This is a genomic window from Elongatibacter sediminis, assembly GCF_037892215.1.
Taxonomy (GTDB): Bacteria; Pseudomonadota; Gammaproteobacteria; order Xanthomonadales; family SZUA-36; genus Elongatibacter; species Elongatibacter sediminis.
On sequence record NZ_JAZHOG010000001.1, the window covers coordinates 165,150 to 182,189 of the forward strand.

The following is a 17,040-nucleotide window of genomic DNA, read 5'->3' on the forward strand; positions in this document are numbered from 1 at the left end:
GCGACCGCAATCCACCCGAGACAGCGCCCGTGGATTTTGGCACTCTTGAAACCCTCACGACCCGGCCTGCCCGCGCCGGACACGAAGCGGGCACCGGTTCTCTGCAGGAAACCATCGATGCCCACACAGCCTTCCGATCTGGAAATCGCCCGCGCCGCCCGGAAACTGCCCATCGCGGCCGTCGCTCACGGACTGGGAATCGAACCGTCCGGCCTGGTGCCCTACGGCCACGACAAGGCCAAGATCCATTACCGCTGTCTCGATCAACTGGACAGCCGCGACGACGGTCACCTGATTCTCGTCACCGCGATATCGCCCACCCCGGCCGGCGAGGGAAAAACCACCACGACCGTCGGCCTCGGCGACGCCCTGTGCAAAATCGGGCGCAAGGCCATGATCTGTCTGCGCGAACCGAGCCTGGGACCCTGTTTCGGCATGAAAGGCGGCGCGGCGGGTGGCGGCTACGCGCAGGTCGTACCCATGACCGACATCAACCTGCACTTCACCGGCGATTTCCATGCCATTGGTGCGGCGCACAATCTGTGCTCGGCCGTGATCGACAACCACGTCCACTGGGACAACACCCTGGACATCGACCCGAGAAGGGTCACCTGGCGCCGGGTCATGGACATGAACGATCGCGCCCTGCGCGAGATCACCAGCGGACTGGGAGGACCCGGCAACGGCGTGCCACGGCAAACCGGTTTCGACATCACCGTGGCGTCGGAGATCATGGCCATTTTCTGTCTGGCCACGAATCTCGAAGATCTGCGCGATCGCATCGGGCGAATCGTCATCGGTGAAACCCGCGATCGCCGTCCGGTCACCGTCGAACACCTCCAGGTCGCTGGAGCCATGACCGCGCTGCTGCGCGATGCATTTCAGCCCAACCTGGTGCAGACCCTGGAAAACAACCCGGCACTGATGCACGGCGGACCGTTCGCCAACATTGCACACGGCTGCAATTCGGTCATCGCCACCCGCACCGCGTTGAAACTGGCGGACTACGTGGTCACCGAAGCCGGCTTCGGCGCCGACCTCGGGGCCGAAAAGTTTTTCGACATCAAGTGCCGCAAGGCGGGCCTGCGCCCTGCCGCCGTCGTCCTGGTTGCAACCACCCGCGCCCTGAAGATGCACGGCGGCGTTTCCCGCGACGATCTCGAGCGCGAGAACTGCGCCGCCCTGCGCAAGGGCTGCGCCAACCTCGGCCGGCACATCCGCAACCTGGGCCACTTCGGGGTACCACTCATCGTCGCGATCAACCGGTTCACCACCGACACACCGGCCGAACACCAGGTCATCCAGTCCTGCTGTGAGGAACTCGGTGTCGACTGCGTGGTAGCCGACCACTGGCGAAACGGCGGCGCGGGTGCCAGAGAGCTGGCCGGACGCGTGGTCGAACGGGTCGACAGCCGGACCGCGCAGTTCCGCACCCTGTACGACGACGACATGAAACTGTGGGACAAAACAAGACACATCGCCCGGAGCCTCTACGGAGCCGAAGACATCATTGCCGACAAGAAGGTTCGTGCGCAGTTCGCCGCGCTGGAAGCAGCCGGTTATGGCCGCTTTCCGGTGTGCATGGCCAAGACGCAGTACAGCTTTTCCACCGATCCCCTGCTACTGGGCGCGCCCAGCGGCCACGATGTGCCGATCCGGGAGGTTCGGCTGGCAGCCGGGGCAGAATTCGTGGTGGTGATCTGCGGCGACATCATGACCATGCCCGGGTTGCCGCGCAGACCGTCTTCGGAAACCATTCGGGTGGATGCCGATCGGGAAATTGAAGGACTGTTCTGATCGTTCCCGGAGTACCGAATAAAAGCGAACCAGCGGCGCGACCGTCCGCAGTGCCACGTCGCCAGTTCGCATAACGTGCATCCCTGCGCAGCACGTCCCTGGCCGCCGTGTCCAAACCTGTCTTCTTCCCTGAAGTGCGGTGCGCCCCTGTTAGAGACTGAGCGTCATCCGTGACGAGAGAACCTCCTCGGCAACCCGGGAAACGGGTCGCGGTGTGCTTCCGTGTCGGGGGGGGATGTGTTCATCCATTGTCCTGACACCACAGCTATATGTATGCAACATTCGCGCCAGAACAAGTGAATTGCCTCAGCTTATTGTTTTTTCGGCTTTTTTCTAAATTTACAAAAATTTTTTCGGCACCCCCGACGCATGTCGCACTGACTAGTCTCGTCGCCGCATGACGCGAATGGTCACATTCCGGCAGGCCGTGAGATAAAACCTATACTTAGTCTGAGACGGAACCAGAAGTGGACCCGGTCGGCCGTACGATGACAGGGGACTCACAAGGACCTCGCATGGTCATGACACTGTCGAAATCGCGACATCCTCACACGCTTGCGACCTTGTTCCTGCCCGGACTGATCGCAACCGCGCTGGCCGGCACGGCCGCGGCGCAGAGCACGGTCGCGCTCGAAACGCGGCAGGACCGGCTTCAGGCCCTGTCCACGGCACTGCTGCAACGCGACTCCGAAGACCGGCGACAGGCGCGCGCATTCGCCACCTCCGCGGGATTGCCCCTGCGCCGTATTCTCGCGGATGAGCGGGTGCTGGAACTGCAGCGCATCGCACCCGGCATCGGGCCGGTCTTCTACATCACCAACAACATCGTCGCGGCCGACACCACCTCCACCGACGAAGTGTGGCCCGGCGGTTCCGCCGGACTGAACCTCGACGGCGCCGGCATGACCATGGCCGAGTGGGACGGGGGCGCGGTATTCCCGGACCACCCCGACTTCACCGGCCGCCTGACCCAGATCGACACCCCCGCCGAGGTCAGCGGCCACTCCACCCACGTGGCCGGCACCCTGATCGGCGCCGGGAACGCCTTCATCGATTCCCGCGGCATGGCCCATGCGGCGCACCTGAATGCCTACGACTGGAATTCGGACACCGCGGAAATGGCCGCCGCAGCGGCCGGCGGGCAACTCGTCTCCAATCACTCCTACGGGGTCGCGGCCGGCTGGCTCCACATCGGCGACCTGCCACCCGACAACTGGTGGTGGATCGGCGGCGCAGCCGACACCGACCTGGAAGATCCCAATTTCGGTTACTACGATTCCGAATCGCAGTTGTGGGACCAGATCGCCTTCGACGCCCCGTACTACCTGATCGTCAAGGCCGCCGGCAACGACCGCTCGGATTACGGCCCGCCGGATGGCGAGGAATACACCATCATCGATCAGGACGGCAACTTCGTGGCCACCTCGACCCTGCCCCGCCCGGCCGATTGCGCGCCCGCCGGTTACGACTGCCTGCCGACCCACAGCGTGGCCAAGAACATCCTGACGGTCGGAGCAGTTGACGACCTGCCGGGCGGCTATTCCGAAATTGGCGGGCCGTCCCAGGTGGTGATGTCCGAATTCAGCAGTTGGGGACCGACCGACGACGGCCGCATCAAGCCGGACCTGGTCGGCAACGGCGTCTTCCTGTTCTCGGCCTGGCCCGACGACCCGTATTACGCCCTGGCCGCAGGCACGTCGATGTCGACACCGAATGTCAGCGGATCCCTGCTGCTGTTGCAACAACATTACGAAAACCTCAACGGTCCCGGTCAGTATCTTCGGGCCGCCACGCTGAAGGCGCTGGCGATTCATACCGCGGACGAATCGGGTCCCGCTCCTGGACCGGATTACGCTTTCGGCTGGGGCCTGCTGAATACCCTGGCCGCCGCTGACGTCATCAGCGGCGCTGGCGCGGACCACCAGATCATCGAGGCCGCACTTCTCAACGGCGCCCAGGACAGCTACCCGGTCACGGTATCGCAGGCGGGAGCGGTGCTCACGGCGACGCTGGTGTGGCCCGACCCGCCGGGCACGCCGGCGGCCCCGGCGCTGGATCCAACCGATCTGATGCTGGTGAACGACCTCGATCTGCGCATCATCCGCGGCGGCAGCACCTGGCTGCCCTGGGTACTGGACCCGGCCAACCCCGCGGCGGCGGCCACGACCGGCGACAACATTCGCGACAACGTGGAGCAGGTTCGCATCGTGGACGCCGGCATCGGCTCCTACACCGTCGAAGTCGGCCACAAAAGCACCCTGCTCGACAGCCTGCCGCAGGACTACGCCCTGATCATCAGCGTCGATCCCCCGCCACCGGTCAGCAGCGGCTTCATCATCGACGAGGACTTTTCCGGAGGGCTGCCGCCCGGCTGGTCGGTGGAAACCGTGAGCGGAGTGAGCTGGACCATCCGCACCCCCGTCAATGGCGATCCGCGCTACGACAACCTGACCGGCGGGACGGGCCAGTTCGCCATGGTGGACAACAACTTCTCCCATCGGACCGTAACCTCGCTGCGCACCTCGGTGCTGGACCTGTCAGCGGCCGAAGAAGCGGTTCTCCGCTTCAGCAGCCGGTTCTCCATGGACACCTTCGAGTCCATCAACGTCGACGCCAGCACCGACAGTGGCGGCAACTGGCTCAACGTCTGGACCTGGCAGGGCTTCAATCCCTTCCCCACCCGCTACGTGCAGGACCTGAGCAACACGATCGCCGGCGAGACCGGCGTGATCCTGCGCTTTCGCTTCGACAGCCTGGGCGAGACCCAGGGCGACTACTGGCAGGTCGACGACATCGAACTGGAAATATTCGGCGGTGATCCGCCCGCCGGCGACCCGCCCGGACCGCCGTCCGGCCCGAGCCCCACCGACGGCGCGGTGGACCAGTCCACCGACACCGATTTGGCGTGGTCACCCGGAACCCTGGCCGATTCCCACGATGTCTATTTCGGCACCGTGAACCCGCCGGGCGGCAGCGAGTTCCGCGGCAACCACCCGGGCACCAGCTACGATCCCGGGCCGCTGCAGATGGGGACCACCTATTTCTGGCGGATCGACGAGGTCAATGCCGACGGCAACACCCCCGGGCCCGTCTGGTCGTTCACGACCGCGGCCCCGTCATCGGAAATGATCTACATCGACGGATTCGAAACGGCGGCCGAACCTCCGGCCAAGGGCCGCTGGACCGCGACCGTCGGCGTTGCGATCGCCGACCAGGACGACCAGCCCGAAGAAAGTGTCACGGTAGAAGGAAACTGGAGCGACGGTGCCAATGGCAGCGATTCCTGCACGACGGGCGGCGACGGTCGCTGTTCGGTCTCCAAGCGCAATCTGAAACAGAACACGCCCAGCGTCCGGTTTACCGTCACCGAGCTGGTCAAACCCGGAGCCACCTACGACAGCGGATCCAACACCGCCGGCGACTCGGTCGTCGTCAGCCAGAACGACATCGATCAGGTCCCCGCGGCCGTGGATGACGCCTATGCCACCGATGCCGACAGCGCGGTCAGCGGTAACGTCCTGGACAACGACGACCCGGGGAACGGCCCCTCGTCGATCGACAGCCATACCCTGCCGGCGGATGGTTCACTCAGCCTGGCCGACAACGGCACGTTCACGTACACGCCGGATGCCGGCTTCACCGGCGAGGACGCCTTCACCTACCGGATCATCGACCAGGATGGCGACCTCAGCAACACCGCGACGGTGACACTTTCCGTCGGCGGCAGCCCTCCGCCGCCCCCGCCCGGCGACCTGCAGCTCGATGCCCGGCCCTATAAGGTCAAGGGTGTGCAGCACGTCGAGCTGACGTGGCAGAACTTCAGCGGACCCGATGTCGACATCCGGCGCGACGGCGGAGCCCCGACCACGACCGCGAATGACGGCAGTCACATCGACAACATCGGCGTCAAAGGCGGTGGACAATCCTACGTCTACGAGGTCTGCGAATCTGAAACTTCGAACTGCGCTTTGGCCGTGGCGACCTTCTGAACCGCGAGCTGCCACCCGGAATTACTGGAAGTGATCCGCCCTGAAATGTGTTCCGTGCCGGCACGTCGTTTTCCGGCACGCGACCGAGGCAGTGCCATTTGCAAAGAACCGGCCATTTCCGGCTGGCCGGTCACCCGGCAGCGGGCTAACATGACCGGCTTCAGCGGACACCAGGCGATATCGGCGGGCAGAATTCAATATCCGCCTGATCGGGATCGCTCGCTAACGTGCAGGATCAACGCAAAACCCACTCATGGCTTTTCACCTGAACTATCGCTCACCGTACGATTTCGACGCCGTGCTCGGCTTTCTGGCCCGGCGCGCCATTCCGGGCGTCGAAGACGTTTCGGGCGGACGCTACCGGCGCCATATCCGGCTGAGCGGAAACACCGGCAGCCTGTGCGTGGCTCGGATGCCCGGGCATGACCGGCTGATTTGCGAAATCGATCTGACCGGCGCCGTCCCGCCTGAACCGCTGGTCCGCCGGGTGCGCCGCATGTTCGACCTCGACGCCGACCCGGACGAAATTCAACGCGGCCTGAGAACCGATCCCCGGCTCGCGGCTATCGTACGGCAGCGACCGGGCTTGCGTATCCCCGGCGCCTGGGATGCGTTCGAAATCGCCGTGCGCGCCGTGGTCGGTCAGCAGATTTCGGTCACCGCGGCCACGACCGTCATGGGCCGCATCGCCCGGGATTACGGAACCGGCGACACCCAGGGAAGCGTGTTTCCCTCGCCGCGGGAACTGTCCGTCATCGAACCCGGTGACCTGCCGATGCCAGGGGCGCGAGCCAGGGCCATCCGCGAACTCGCGCGTGCGGTGCTGGACGGGCGGGTCGAACTCGATACAGGCCGGCCGGAGGAACGGGTACGCCAATTGACCCTCTTGCCCGGGATCGGACCCTGGACCGCGAACTACATCGCCATGCGCGTGGGCGGCGACCCCGATGCTTTCCCGGCCGGCGACCTGGTGCTGCTGCGTGCCGCGGAATCGCTGTTTGGAATCCGCGGCCAACGCGAGCTGGAAACCCGGGCCGAAGCCTGGCGGCCCTGGCGCGCCTACGCCGCGATGCACCTGTGGGCACAAGCCGGTGTTCCGGACTGCCCCGGGGAGTCGAACCGCCCCGGTGTGTCGCAGGGCCGTGATCGCCACACGCCGGCAAGCCCCCTGCCCGCCACCGAACAGGAGTCGAATCGAGCGTGAAATACACTGAATGTCCAAGCCCGTTGGGCTGCCTGCTACTGGCGGCCGACGAGACCGGCCTGCGCCATATTGGCTTTCCCACCGGCAAGGGCCGGATCGAGGCGGCGTCAACGTGGCGCCGAGACGACGACGCATTCTCGTCCGTGCGAAAACAACTGGACGAATACTTCACCGGCCGCCGCCAGCAGTTCGAACTTCCACTCGCCCCCATCGGCACCCCGTTCCAGCGTGAGGTCCTGAACGCGCTGCTCGACATTCCCTACGGCGAGACCCGCTCCTACGCGGATGTCGCGCGCGCCATCGGGCGCCCCAGGGCGGTCCGCGCCGTGGGCGCGGCCAACGGCCGCAACCCCTTACCGCTGGTCATCCCCTGCCACCGGGTCATCGGCGCGGACGGCAGCCTGACCGGGTTTGGCGGCGGTCTCGAAGCCAAACGCTTTCTGTTGCGGCTGGAACGCAGCCCCGGGATATGACGCCCCGGCAAATCCGCGCCGGACCGTCATTCTCGGCATTCTACGCCCGCCCTCGAGAATCACACGCAACAGGACTGTCCTTGTCAAAGGGCCGGTGTCTGGGCGATGTGATTGAGCATGACTGGTGACCCGGCTGGACCCAACGCAGCGGCTGTCCGGCGCCCACGCCTTGCCGGGGAACCAGAACATCCTATAGTCTAGGCCAATCATCGAGGGAGAACCGTCATGCAATCGATCATCCGGCCATCCACATGGGTCGCTGTTTTGCTGTTCGCGACTTTGTCACTGACCGCGGGAAGCGCAACCGCCCAGGGCACGCTGTACCTGGTCGTCGACGAGGGCAGCGATGCCTTCTACACCGTCAACACCACAACGGCTGCCGTCACACAGATCGGCATGACCGGCTCGATCGACGCCTCCGCTGAAGGCCTGGCGCCAAGCCCGTCACCCCATACCTTCCTCTACTCGGTGGACAACAGCGATAATCTCGACGAAGTCAACATCGACGGCTCCGGCTACATCCGGATCACCGACGACATGGGATCCAATTGTGATCGCGGCCTCGCCTACAACACCGAAACTGGTGTTCTTTACGGCTCTGACAGTGACAATCTCTGCTCGATCAACCCGGCAACCGGAGCCGTTACGGAACTGGCACCTACGCCAGGAAGCGACACCGAAGGCCTGGCTGCCGATCCCGTCAACAATTACGTTTATGGGATCGATAACGACGAGAATCTCGTCCGGTACGATGCCGGCACCGACTCCTGGACCACGATCGGCGATACGGTGAATATCAGCGACGGTAATGACATCGGTGTCGCGTACGATCCGGATAGCCAGACGCTGTACGCCGTCGACAATGATGGAATCCTGTACACGGTGAACACCAGCACGGGAGAGGCCACCGAAGTGGGCGATACCGGCCTGGGTAGCGGTCTCGACGTGGGCCTGGCCTTCGTCGCGGGCAGCGCCGCACCGGCGGAGCGGGCGACGTTCCGCGTGCGCAAGCACTTCACCGACGGCAATACCGCGGATGTCGAAGTCACCCTGTCGTGCAACACCGGCCTGCCGCTCGAGCAGACCGCGATGATTTCCGAGACCGAAGGGGTACTGTTCGTCGTCGAGGAATTCGACGAAGGCGAACTGGACTGTGCAATCACCGAGGCTGAAATTCCCGGCTATGACGTGGAGTACGACACCGGCGCGGACACCAGCGACGAGTCATGTGCCTACGAAAACCTGGAATTTGGAGGGCGCTTGAACTGCGTCATCACCAATTCACCCGCCCCGGTCGATGTCGTCATCACCAAGGACTGGGTGTTCGAAGGCTCCACCGACGGCAGCGGCGTCAATCTCGACTACGACCTGACCCTGTACTGCGAAAACGAGATCATCGATGGCACGGATCTCAACGGTGAAAACGACGTCGACGTCATCCAGGGCGATGACGATGACGACGATGATCCGGGCGATTGCGGACGCTTCCTCTTCAACCAGGAAGGTCCGCAGGGCATTGTGGTGATCGGCGCCAACTGGTGCAAGAGATTCTATGGCGACGGTCCGGGCACGGATATGCGCACGGCCGAGGTCATCCCGGGTTTCCCCGAATCCACATGCTATGTCCAGGAACGGGTTTACGATCAGGCGATCGAAGTCGACAACGGCTGCTTCGACCTGACCGTCAGCGCCGGACAGGGCGCCTCCTGCACCGTCACCAACACGGTGTTCTTCGAGGGCATCCCCACGCTGAACCAATACGGCCTGGCCGTGCTGGCCCTGCTGATGCTCGGCTTCGGCGTCATCGGATTCCGCCGGTTTACCTGAACCTGAGAAGAACGCCGGGCCCACGCCCGGCGTTCCCCCAATAAAAATGGGGTCAGAGTAAAGGGACAGAGTGGCGCACTCTGTCCCTTTACTCTGACCCCATTCTTTCTGACCCCGTTTTTTTTCGCCCATCGAGGGCAGGCGGAGGGCAGCCAAACGCTGCCCTCCGCCTGTCATCAAATCCGAATTACTTACCGAAATACGCGGTACCCCGGATTCCATAGGACCGGTAGCTGGGGACTACCGATGCACCGTTTGAGAACCCGAAGTCGAAGGTTGAGGTGTAGTAATTGTCGTCAAACGCATTCTGTACGTACGCGACCAGCCTGTACTTGTCATTTTGGATCCCGGCGCGGAAATTCCAAACGCTGTGACTCGGAATAAGGAACGGAAATTCATATCCAAGCAACGCTCCGGCCGTGCCATTCACATCATAAAGGTAATCGTCTTTATAGCTGAACTCGGCACGTACAAACCCTTCCCAACCCGTGTTCAGTGGAAAGTTGTACTGGGCATCTGCGCTGACTGACCACTTTGGCGCTTTGGGCAACTGCTGGCCAGAGAGATCCAGTTCGCCATAACCGGTAACCGCATTTTCAAACTCATCCCAATCGGCGTCGAGGTAACCTGCGTTAAACCCAAGTGCCAGCTGCGGAGTCGGCAAGGCCTGTAGCTCAAACTCGAAACCCTGACTGGTGGCTTTGGCCCCATTACTGACACCCTGAACGCTCCTGAGCTCCCCGTCTTCCAGGATAAGACGGCTTGCATTAACCTGCACATCTTCCCAGTCAATTCGGAACAGAGCCAGATTGGCGCGAACCCGGTTATTCAAGAAGTTCGATTTGATGCCAATTTCATAATTCCACAGCACTTCCTCGTCAAACTTGTTAACCGCATCATCGGGCGTCGTCAGTTCGAGATTGATGCCACCGGATTTCCAGCCCTTGGCGACGGTCGCGTAAACATTGGCCGTATCGGAAAACGCATAGGAGGCCGTAACCCGGGGTGCAATATCTTCCCATGTGTCTGAACTCGATTGCGGCGGAAGAAGGCTTTCAAAATCGATTTTCGTTTGACTCAACTCAATCTTGTCCTGCGACCAGCGCGCACCGGCGGTCAGAGTCAGCTTATCCGTCGCCTGCCAGGTGCCTTCAGCAAACAGGGCTTTGCTCTTGATTGTCCGGTCCACCGTACTGAGTTCAATGATGAAATGCGGAAACACTCCAAAAGTATCCAGCGTGGTTTGGTCGGCGCCGAAATTGATGGATTCAATTTCGTCATGGGTGTCCTTGGCCCAGATTCCGCCGATGATCCAGTTGAATGGTCCATCATGGGTGGATTGCAGGCGGAACTCCTGGCTGAAAGCGGTCTTCTCGATGTCTTCGAAATCTTCGTTGACAATGTCAAGGCTACCCATATCCAGTTCACCGTCGCGGTGAAAATCGGTATTGATATAACCCGTGACACTGGTAAACCTCAGGTTGTCGCCTTGCCACACAATATTCGCCGTGTACATCTGATACTCGTCTTTCACCACCAGCGGATTGTTATGGCTATACAGGTCAGTATTCTCCGGGTAAATACCGAATTCGGTATCATGCGGGCATTGCGGCGCGGCCACCGAACACAGGAAACCACCAATGGCACCCGGCACGTAAACACCCGTGGCAATGAGGCCAAGATCATCCTGCTCTTCGTCATTGAAGGTCGCTGTCAGGTCAATGGTCCAGTTGTCGGTGGGAAGAATGCGGGCCGCGATACGACCGAATTTGTGGTCATAACCGTTGTCCCCGCCAATAGGATGATAGTTATCTGCATAGCCGTCACTTCCGGCGATTTTTCCGCTGGCACGGAACATGAGTTTGTCCGACACCGGCAAGTTGACGGTTCCCACCGTTTCCCAGGTGTTGAAGCTGCCATATTGCACGGACACATTGCCTTCGAGGTTTTCATTGGGCTTGTTGGTCGTGAGGCTGATCACGCCAGCTGATGCATTTCGTCCGAAAAACGTTCCCTGGGGGCCACGCAGAATTTCAATCCGGCTCATGTCGACCAGTTGTGGATTGACCGTGGCACGCGTGGTGTTGAAGTCATCAATGTAAAACCCGTAGGAAAGTGAATCACCACCTACGTTGCTGATACCTCGTATGGCCAGCCCGTGACTCGAGGTCGAAACATTGCCGGACCGCGTGGCTCCATCGCTGATCGAAAGGTTGGGTGCTTTTGCAAAATAATCCTCCACATTTTTGATCATATTTGATTCAATCGATGCAGAGGTAAACGCGGTAATGCTTATAGGCACATCCCTCAACGTCTGCTCGCGCCTTTGAGCCGTTACGATCACCTCTTCAAGAGCGGCCTCCTGCTGTGCACTTGCAAGCGGTGCCTGCACACCCAGGCCTGCCGAAACGGCAACCAATAGCGCGAGATGACTTTCTCCTATCTTTCTTCTCATTTCTCTTAATTTCCTTGTGGCTGTGGTTCAGGTTTAATCAACAGAAGACTCGGTTTGAAATTTCTCAAACCACGCAATGATATGGGACACTTTTGCAATCAGGTTGCTGGGACGGACGGCCAGGTTGTGACCGGCGCCGGGAATACGCACCATCATCGTTTCCAACCGCCGTAATTTCAGCGCCTGGTAGAATTGCTCGGTTTCTGAAATCGGGGTTCGAGTATCTTTTTCCCCCGTTATCAGAAGAGTGGGCGTGCTGACATTGCCGGCCAGCGAAAGGGGTGAGCGTTTCCAGTAATGTTCCGGATACTCCCAGGGAAAACCGGGAAAGAAATACTTGCTAAAGACATCATAACGGTCCGTGGTAAGTGCATAACTGGACCAGTTCATGGCCGGATTCACCACCGCGGCTGCACGGAAACGGTCGGTATTCCCGATCACCCAGCTTGTGAGAACACCACCGGCGCTTCCACCGGTAATAAACAGATTCTGTTCATCGACATTACCCTGACTGACGAGTGCATCAACCCCCGACATCAGATCAAAAAATTCATCCCGAGGATAGGTACGATCGGTCAGGCTGGCAAACTCGGTGCCATAACTGGTGCTACCTCGCGGGTTGACAAATAACACCATGTAGCCGGCAGCGGTAAACAACTCATTCTGAGCGCTGAAGCGATCACCGTAGTTAGCGTCCGGCCCGCCGTGAATTTCCAGGATAAGCGGATATTTGCGCGTTGACCGGAAACCGGGGGGCTTTGCTACCCACCCCTGAATGGAGCGCTGATCGAGCGATGATTCAAACCGTATTTCCTCAACGGTCCCAAGACTTTTAGGCTTCAGCAGATCGTCATTGAAACGGGTGAGTTGCCTGGGTGTCTCCAAATCTCTGCCAGCTACCGCCACATCCGCGGGACGATGGGTTCCCGTCAGGGTAAATGCGATGTCGCCCTGCCTGGAAACGGAATAAGAACCGCTGGCATACGGTCGGTCCAGCACCGTGCCGCCCACGTTCCGCACCAACTCCGAAACCTCACCCACCAAATTGGTGAAGGCAATCCTGGTGACTCCTTGCGCAGAATACTGAAAATACAGACCGCGGTTATCGCTCCGCCACACCGGATCATGTACATCGTAATCAAATTCTCCGGTAATCAGCTGCCTGCCGCTACCGTCTGTATTCATCACGTAGAGTTCGGTTTTCTGGTAGCTCCTGTGCCTGTCATCAAACCCTGTGTAGGCAATTTTCAATCCATCGGGCGATACAACTGGGTGATTGTCCGGGCCGGCTCGGTCTGTAAGTGCCTTAACCTCGCCGCTCGCAATGGCAACTTCATGAATCTCCGTGTCGAATGCATCGTATTCCCAGTCAGGCCGACGATTGGCGCTAAGGTATATTTTTTGAGAATCGACACTCCATGAAGGCGGTCCATCATGGTTGAATTCACCCGACGTGAGTTGCCTGGCTGCACCCTCTGCCGGATCGACCGGGGTGACGAACAGATGTGTGTATCCCGGATTCGTCAGACCCACGCCGTCGGTTCGGTAAACCAGGTAATCAATCACCCTGGCCGGCTCCGCCCACTTCGCACCTGCCGGTTTGTCGGGCATTTTCACCAGTGGATGTGCCACTTTTGCCGGGACAAATTTCAGAAAGGCAAGGTGCTCACCATTGGGTGACCACGCCAGCGCCGAGGGAAGGTGCTCAAATGCGCCGACAACCGTGGATTCGCCCGTAATCAATTGGTAAACCACCACGAGGTGCTTGCCCCCGCGCTTGCCATCCTTTGCCGGGCGGTTATTGCTGGAGATGTAGGCAAGCCGAACCCCGTCAGGTGACCAGCGTGGCGAATCGGGGTTGATTCCTTCCGTGGGAATTTCGCGATCTTTCGTTCCTGCCCGATCCGCAAGCCACAAAGTCTTGCGCTTGCGATCCGTCATGATGTCAAAAGAATGGCGAATATATGCAATTCGTTTTCCATCAGGCGCGATGCGCGGGTCCAAAGCGAACGCAAGGTCGAATACATCTGCCGGTTGGAAAAGATTCAGCTCGTCACTGCTGACGGTCCGGGGCGGGAAAAGTACGGAGACCAGGGTACCCAGCGCAATCACGAGAACCACAGCGCCGCGCAGGAACACCCTGAATTTTATTACGCCTGTTGTTTCCGATGTAGCGGCCATTACAATCATCCATCGGCTTGAACGGCCACACAGGCCCAAAAATTGCGCGGGGGACTTTACGCGTTACACATCAGCGCATGATTTCTTATATGCATTTATGTGCTTAGTATAAGCTTAACCCCTCCTGTTAAAAACCCGAACACAGCAAAGGGAAACCAACCGTTGTTCCGAAAAAATGATTTTGTGAATTCGCCAGAAATTTTCGTCCCGCTTCTTGCCTCGTTGCTGATGGCCTTGCTCCCGTTTACCAGTCAAGCAGACCTGGCCCAAGGCACGACGGAAGAAACGAAACCGGCAGGTCTGTCAACACTTCATGAACGCCTGCTTACCATCGACACCCATGTAGACATACCCTCTGATTTTGCCACCGGCAATGTCGACCCCGGCGTCTGGACTGACGATCCAGTCAGTATCCCGAAAATGAAGAAAGGGGCGTTGGATGCCGCCTTCTTTACGGTATACGTGGGCCAGTCGGCAAGAACGCCCGAAAACTATGCCGCTGCGAAGGCCACCGCACGGAATAAATTTGCTGCCATTCACCGCATGGCGGAAGTTCTGTACCCGGAAGACATCGAGATTGCCTACTCGGTCGATGACATCCATAGAATCAACCAGGCCGGCCGTCTGGTCGCGCTTATCGGAATTGAGAACGGCTACGCCATCGGCAAGGATTTATCGTTACTGGCCGAATACCACGCACAAGGTGCCCGTTACATGACACTGGCACACAGTGGTCACAATGACATTGCGGACTCATCCTATCCCGTGGCGGAATTCAATGATGCATTGGTTGAACACAATGGCATTAGCGAATTCGGCGGCAAGGTGATCGCAGAGATGAACCGTTTGGGCATACTGGTCGACGTTTCACACCTTTCAAAGAAGGCCTCTCTGGAGGCTGCCCGTCTCAGTGTCGCACCGGTTATCGCTTCACATTCCAGCGCCAGAGCCTTGTTCGACCTTCCCAGAAACATGGATGACGAACAATTGGCCGCAGTGGCGGACACTGGAGGTGTGGTCAATGTGGTGGCCTATGCAACGTATTTACGCAAGGTGCCAGCCGAAAAGAAAAAAGCCATCGGCAAAATAGAAACCGACATGGGATTCACCAGCATGGCTGCTATTGGAAAAGCCACCGGCCGTGATCTAGCAGAATACCGCAGACGAGTGATCGAGTTGGACGACACATGGCCGCGCGCCACCGTCTCCGATTTTGTTGACCATATAGACCACGTGATCAATACCGTAGGCATCGATCACGTGGGCATAAGCTCAGACTTTCCTTCCGGAGGTGTAAGCGGCTGGATGGAGGAAAACGAGGCAATGGCGGTCACCGAAGAACTTCAGCGGCGCGGCTATTCCGAGCAGGAAATAGGCAAAATCTGGAGCGGAAACCTGCTCAGAGCACTCCGGGCAGCAGAAGAAATTGCTGCCTGCCTTCAGTCCGAACGGCCCCGTGATCCCGAAAACCATTCCTGCCAGGGTGGGTAGTCTTTCTGAACCTCCTTCAGTTCAAGTGTGTTGACCAGCGCTTCAACCTGTTTTCGATCGTGCCGGCGCCACGTCACATCGACATTGGCAAACCCATAGGTCAATGTCGCAATGACACTGGTATTGAGGCGCAGTTGCACCGGGTCAACCTTGTCAAAAGTATCTGACTCGGAGTGATAGTTGGATGGGTAATTACTGGCTGCCTGGAACGCTACCGTTGTCGCTATGCCCTCCAGCATGAAGTCAAAGGTATCCGTTCCGGTAGCCAGTTCATTGACAAAACGAAAAGGCCCCAGCCCCTCCACCGGCGCTAACAGTTGCTGCAAGACCGGCTCCAATTCAGATCGGCCGTTGGCAAAAAAATCAGTGATTTTTCCAGTACCCAGGTCCATTGCCATCGCCATCACGTATCGATCGAGCTCTTTGTTATGGCGCCGGACATATGCCAGAGACCCTTGAAGACCCTGCTCTTCACCATTGAACAGAACAAAACGTATGGTCCGTCGGGGCTTCAGCCCAAGCCTCTGTATCTGGCGGGCCGTATCAATCACGGCGGCAACGTTGGCTCCGTTGTCCAATGCGCCCGTCCCCAGCCCCCAGGAATCGAGATGCGCACCCAACAGCACAATTTCATCGGGCAACTCTGAACCCGGCAGCTCGGCCACCACGTTGGCGCTGGTATACGAGCCACCCGAGTTCACATCGATATTGACGGTAATCTCGAGCGCCTTTCCGGCCTGCAACAGTCTGACCGCCCGTTGCGCACCCTCCCGTTCCATGGTCAGCATGGGGTGAGCGTTCCTGGGTCCCAGGAATGCCTTGTGTTGGTATAAAAGGCCCTTCGGCCGGGTTGACATGTAGACAATGCCGGCGGCTCCCGACCTGAATGCCTCAAGCTCAATATCCCGTGCACGTGCATACTGGACAAACAGGCCATTCAACAGGCCGTCTTCGTCCCTGAGTTCACGGGTCTCGATAAGCACGAAGGAGCCATCGAGAGTATTCCCCATCCGTTGAAAATCCTCCTCCTCACCAAACCCACCGTACAGCAGTGGCGCAGTGACTCCTTCCGATGGAGTTGCTGTTGAAAACGGCACTGCCACAACGCGAGGTGCAAACCGTACCCCGTCGCCCTGAATGGCAACCTCAGCAGACCCGGGCAACCAGCGGCGCTCCATCTGGTAAGGCTCTGTTTCCACCGCGAGCCCCACTGAACGGAATCGTTCCACAGCCCACTCGATCGCCCGCTCATTGGCGGCTGACCCCGTGATACGACCGCCAATCTCGTCACTCAGAACGCGCAGGTCCTCCATAAGCGGCGTACTGGCAAGAAAAGCCCCGGCAAGCTCGGATGCATCCGGTTCCGCTTCGGCACCATCGGAATATGCCAACAACAAGAACAGAAATGCAGGTTGGCAGACTGCAACACACATTCTTCCGATTCCAGGCATGGCACACCTGACAATTCCAGAAAATCTTCTCAAGGGGCTTGGCTCCTTCGATTGCACGTTCAATAGCGAGTCATCCGCTATTTTGCCAGATCAGGCGCCGCGCCGGACCAAAGCTCTGCAAATAGTTAAGTAAAAATGGGGTCAGAGTAAAGGGACAGAGTGCGCCACTCTG

The 17,040-nt window shown here is 59.6% G+C and carries 9 protein-coding genes; 6 read left to right on the forward strand and 3 right to left on the reverse strand.

From position 1 onward, the window contains the following. The first annotated feature begins 117 nt into the window (after window positions 1-117). The 5 genes from V3330_RS00675 to V3330_RS00695 all read left to right on the forward strand — a co-directional run bounded on the left by V3330_RS00675 (window position 118) and on the right by V3330_RS00695 (window position 9,290). Window positions 118-1,797, forward strand: a complete 1,680-nt coding sequence (locus V3330_RS00675) for a formate--tetrahydrofolate ligase (protein WP_354693444.1) — start codon at window positions 118-120, stop codon at window positions 1,795-1,797. Window positions 1,798-2,318: 521 nt separating this feature from the next. Next, complete coding sequence (locus tag V3330_RS00680) at window positions 2,319-5,786, forward strand: S8 family serine peptidase (protein WP_354693445.1); 3,468 nt, start codon at window positions 2,319-2,321, stop codon at window positions 5,784-5,786. A gap of 253 nt (window positions 5,787-6,039) precedes the next feature. After that, entirely contained in the window at window positions 6,040-6,990 is a 951-nt protein-coding gene (locus tag V3330_RS00685; protein WP_354693446.1) for a DNA-3-methyladenine glycosylase family protein, read from the forward strand. Continuing rightward, on the forward strand, window positions 6,987-7,463 hold the full coding sequence (locus V3330_RS00690) for a methylated-DNA--[protein]-cysteine S-methyltransferase (protein WP_354693447.1): 477 nt from the start codon (window positions 6,987-6,989) through the stop codon (window positions 7,461-7,463). The genes V3330_RS00685 and V3330_RS00690 overlap by 4 nt, the downstream gene beginning before the upstream one ends. A gap of 225 nt (window positions 7,464-7,688) precedes the next feature. Beyond that, window positions 7,689-9,290: an IPTL-CTERM sorting domain-containing protein gene (locus V3330_RS00695; protein ID WP_354693448.1), complete on the forward strand. Its 1,602-nt coding sequence runs from the start codon at window positions 7,689-7,691 to the stop codon at window positions 9,288-9,290. 187 nt (window positions 9,291-9,477) lie between these two features. Here V3330_RS00695 and V3330_RS00700 read toward each other — a convergent pair whose 3' ends face one another. Continuing rightward, window positions 9,478-11,745 carry a TonB-dependent receptor gene (locus V3330_RS00700; RefSeq protein WP_354693449.1) on the reverse strand — a complete coding sequence of 756 codons (2,268 nt, stop codon included), beginning with the start codon at window positions 11,743-11,745 and terminating at the stop codon, window positions 9,478-9,480. A gap of 33 nt (window positions 11,746-11,778) precedes the next feature. After that, window positions 11,779-13,926, reverse strand: a complete 2,148-nt coding sequence (locus tag V3330_RS00705) for a prolyl oligopeptidase family serine peptidase (protein ID WP_354693450.1) — start codon at window positions 13,924-13,926, stop codon at window positions 11,779-11,781. A gap of 162 nt (window positions 13,927-14,088) precedes the next feature. On the opposite strand from V3330_RS00705, the gene V3330_RS00710 reads away from it, so the two are divergent. Further along, window positions 14,089-15,417 (forward strand): dipeptidase, encoded by a 1,329-nt coding sequence (locus V3330_RS00710; protein WP_354693451.1) that lies wholly within the window; start codon window positions 14,089-14,091, stop codon window positions 15,415-15,417. Here V3330_RS00710 and V3330_RS00715 read toward each other — a convergent pair. Next, on the reverse strand, window positions 15,366-16,850 hold the full coding sequence (locus V3330_RS00715; RefSeq protein ID WP_354693452.1) for a M20/M25/M40 family metallo-hydrolase: 1,485 nt from the start codon (window positions 16,848-16,850) through the stop codon (window positions 15,366-15,368). The two genes, V3330_RS00710 and V3330_RS00715, sit on opposite strands and share 52 nt — an antisense overlap. Window positions 16,851-17,040 lie beyond the last annotated feature (190 nt).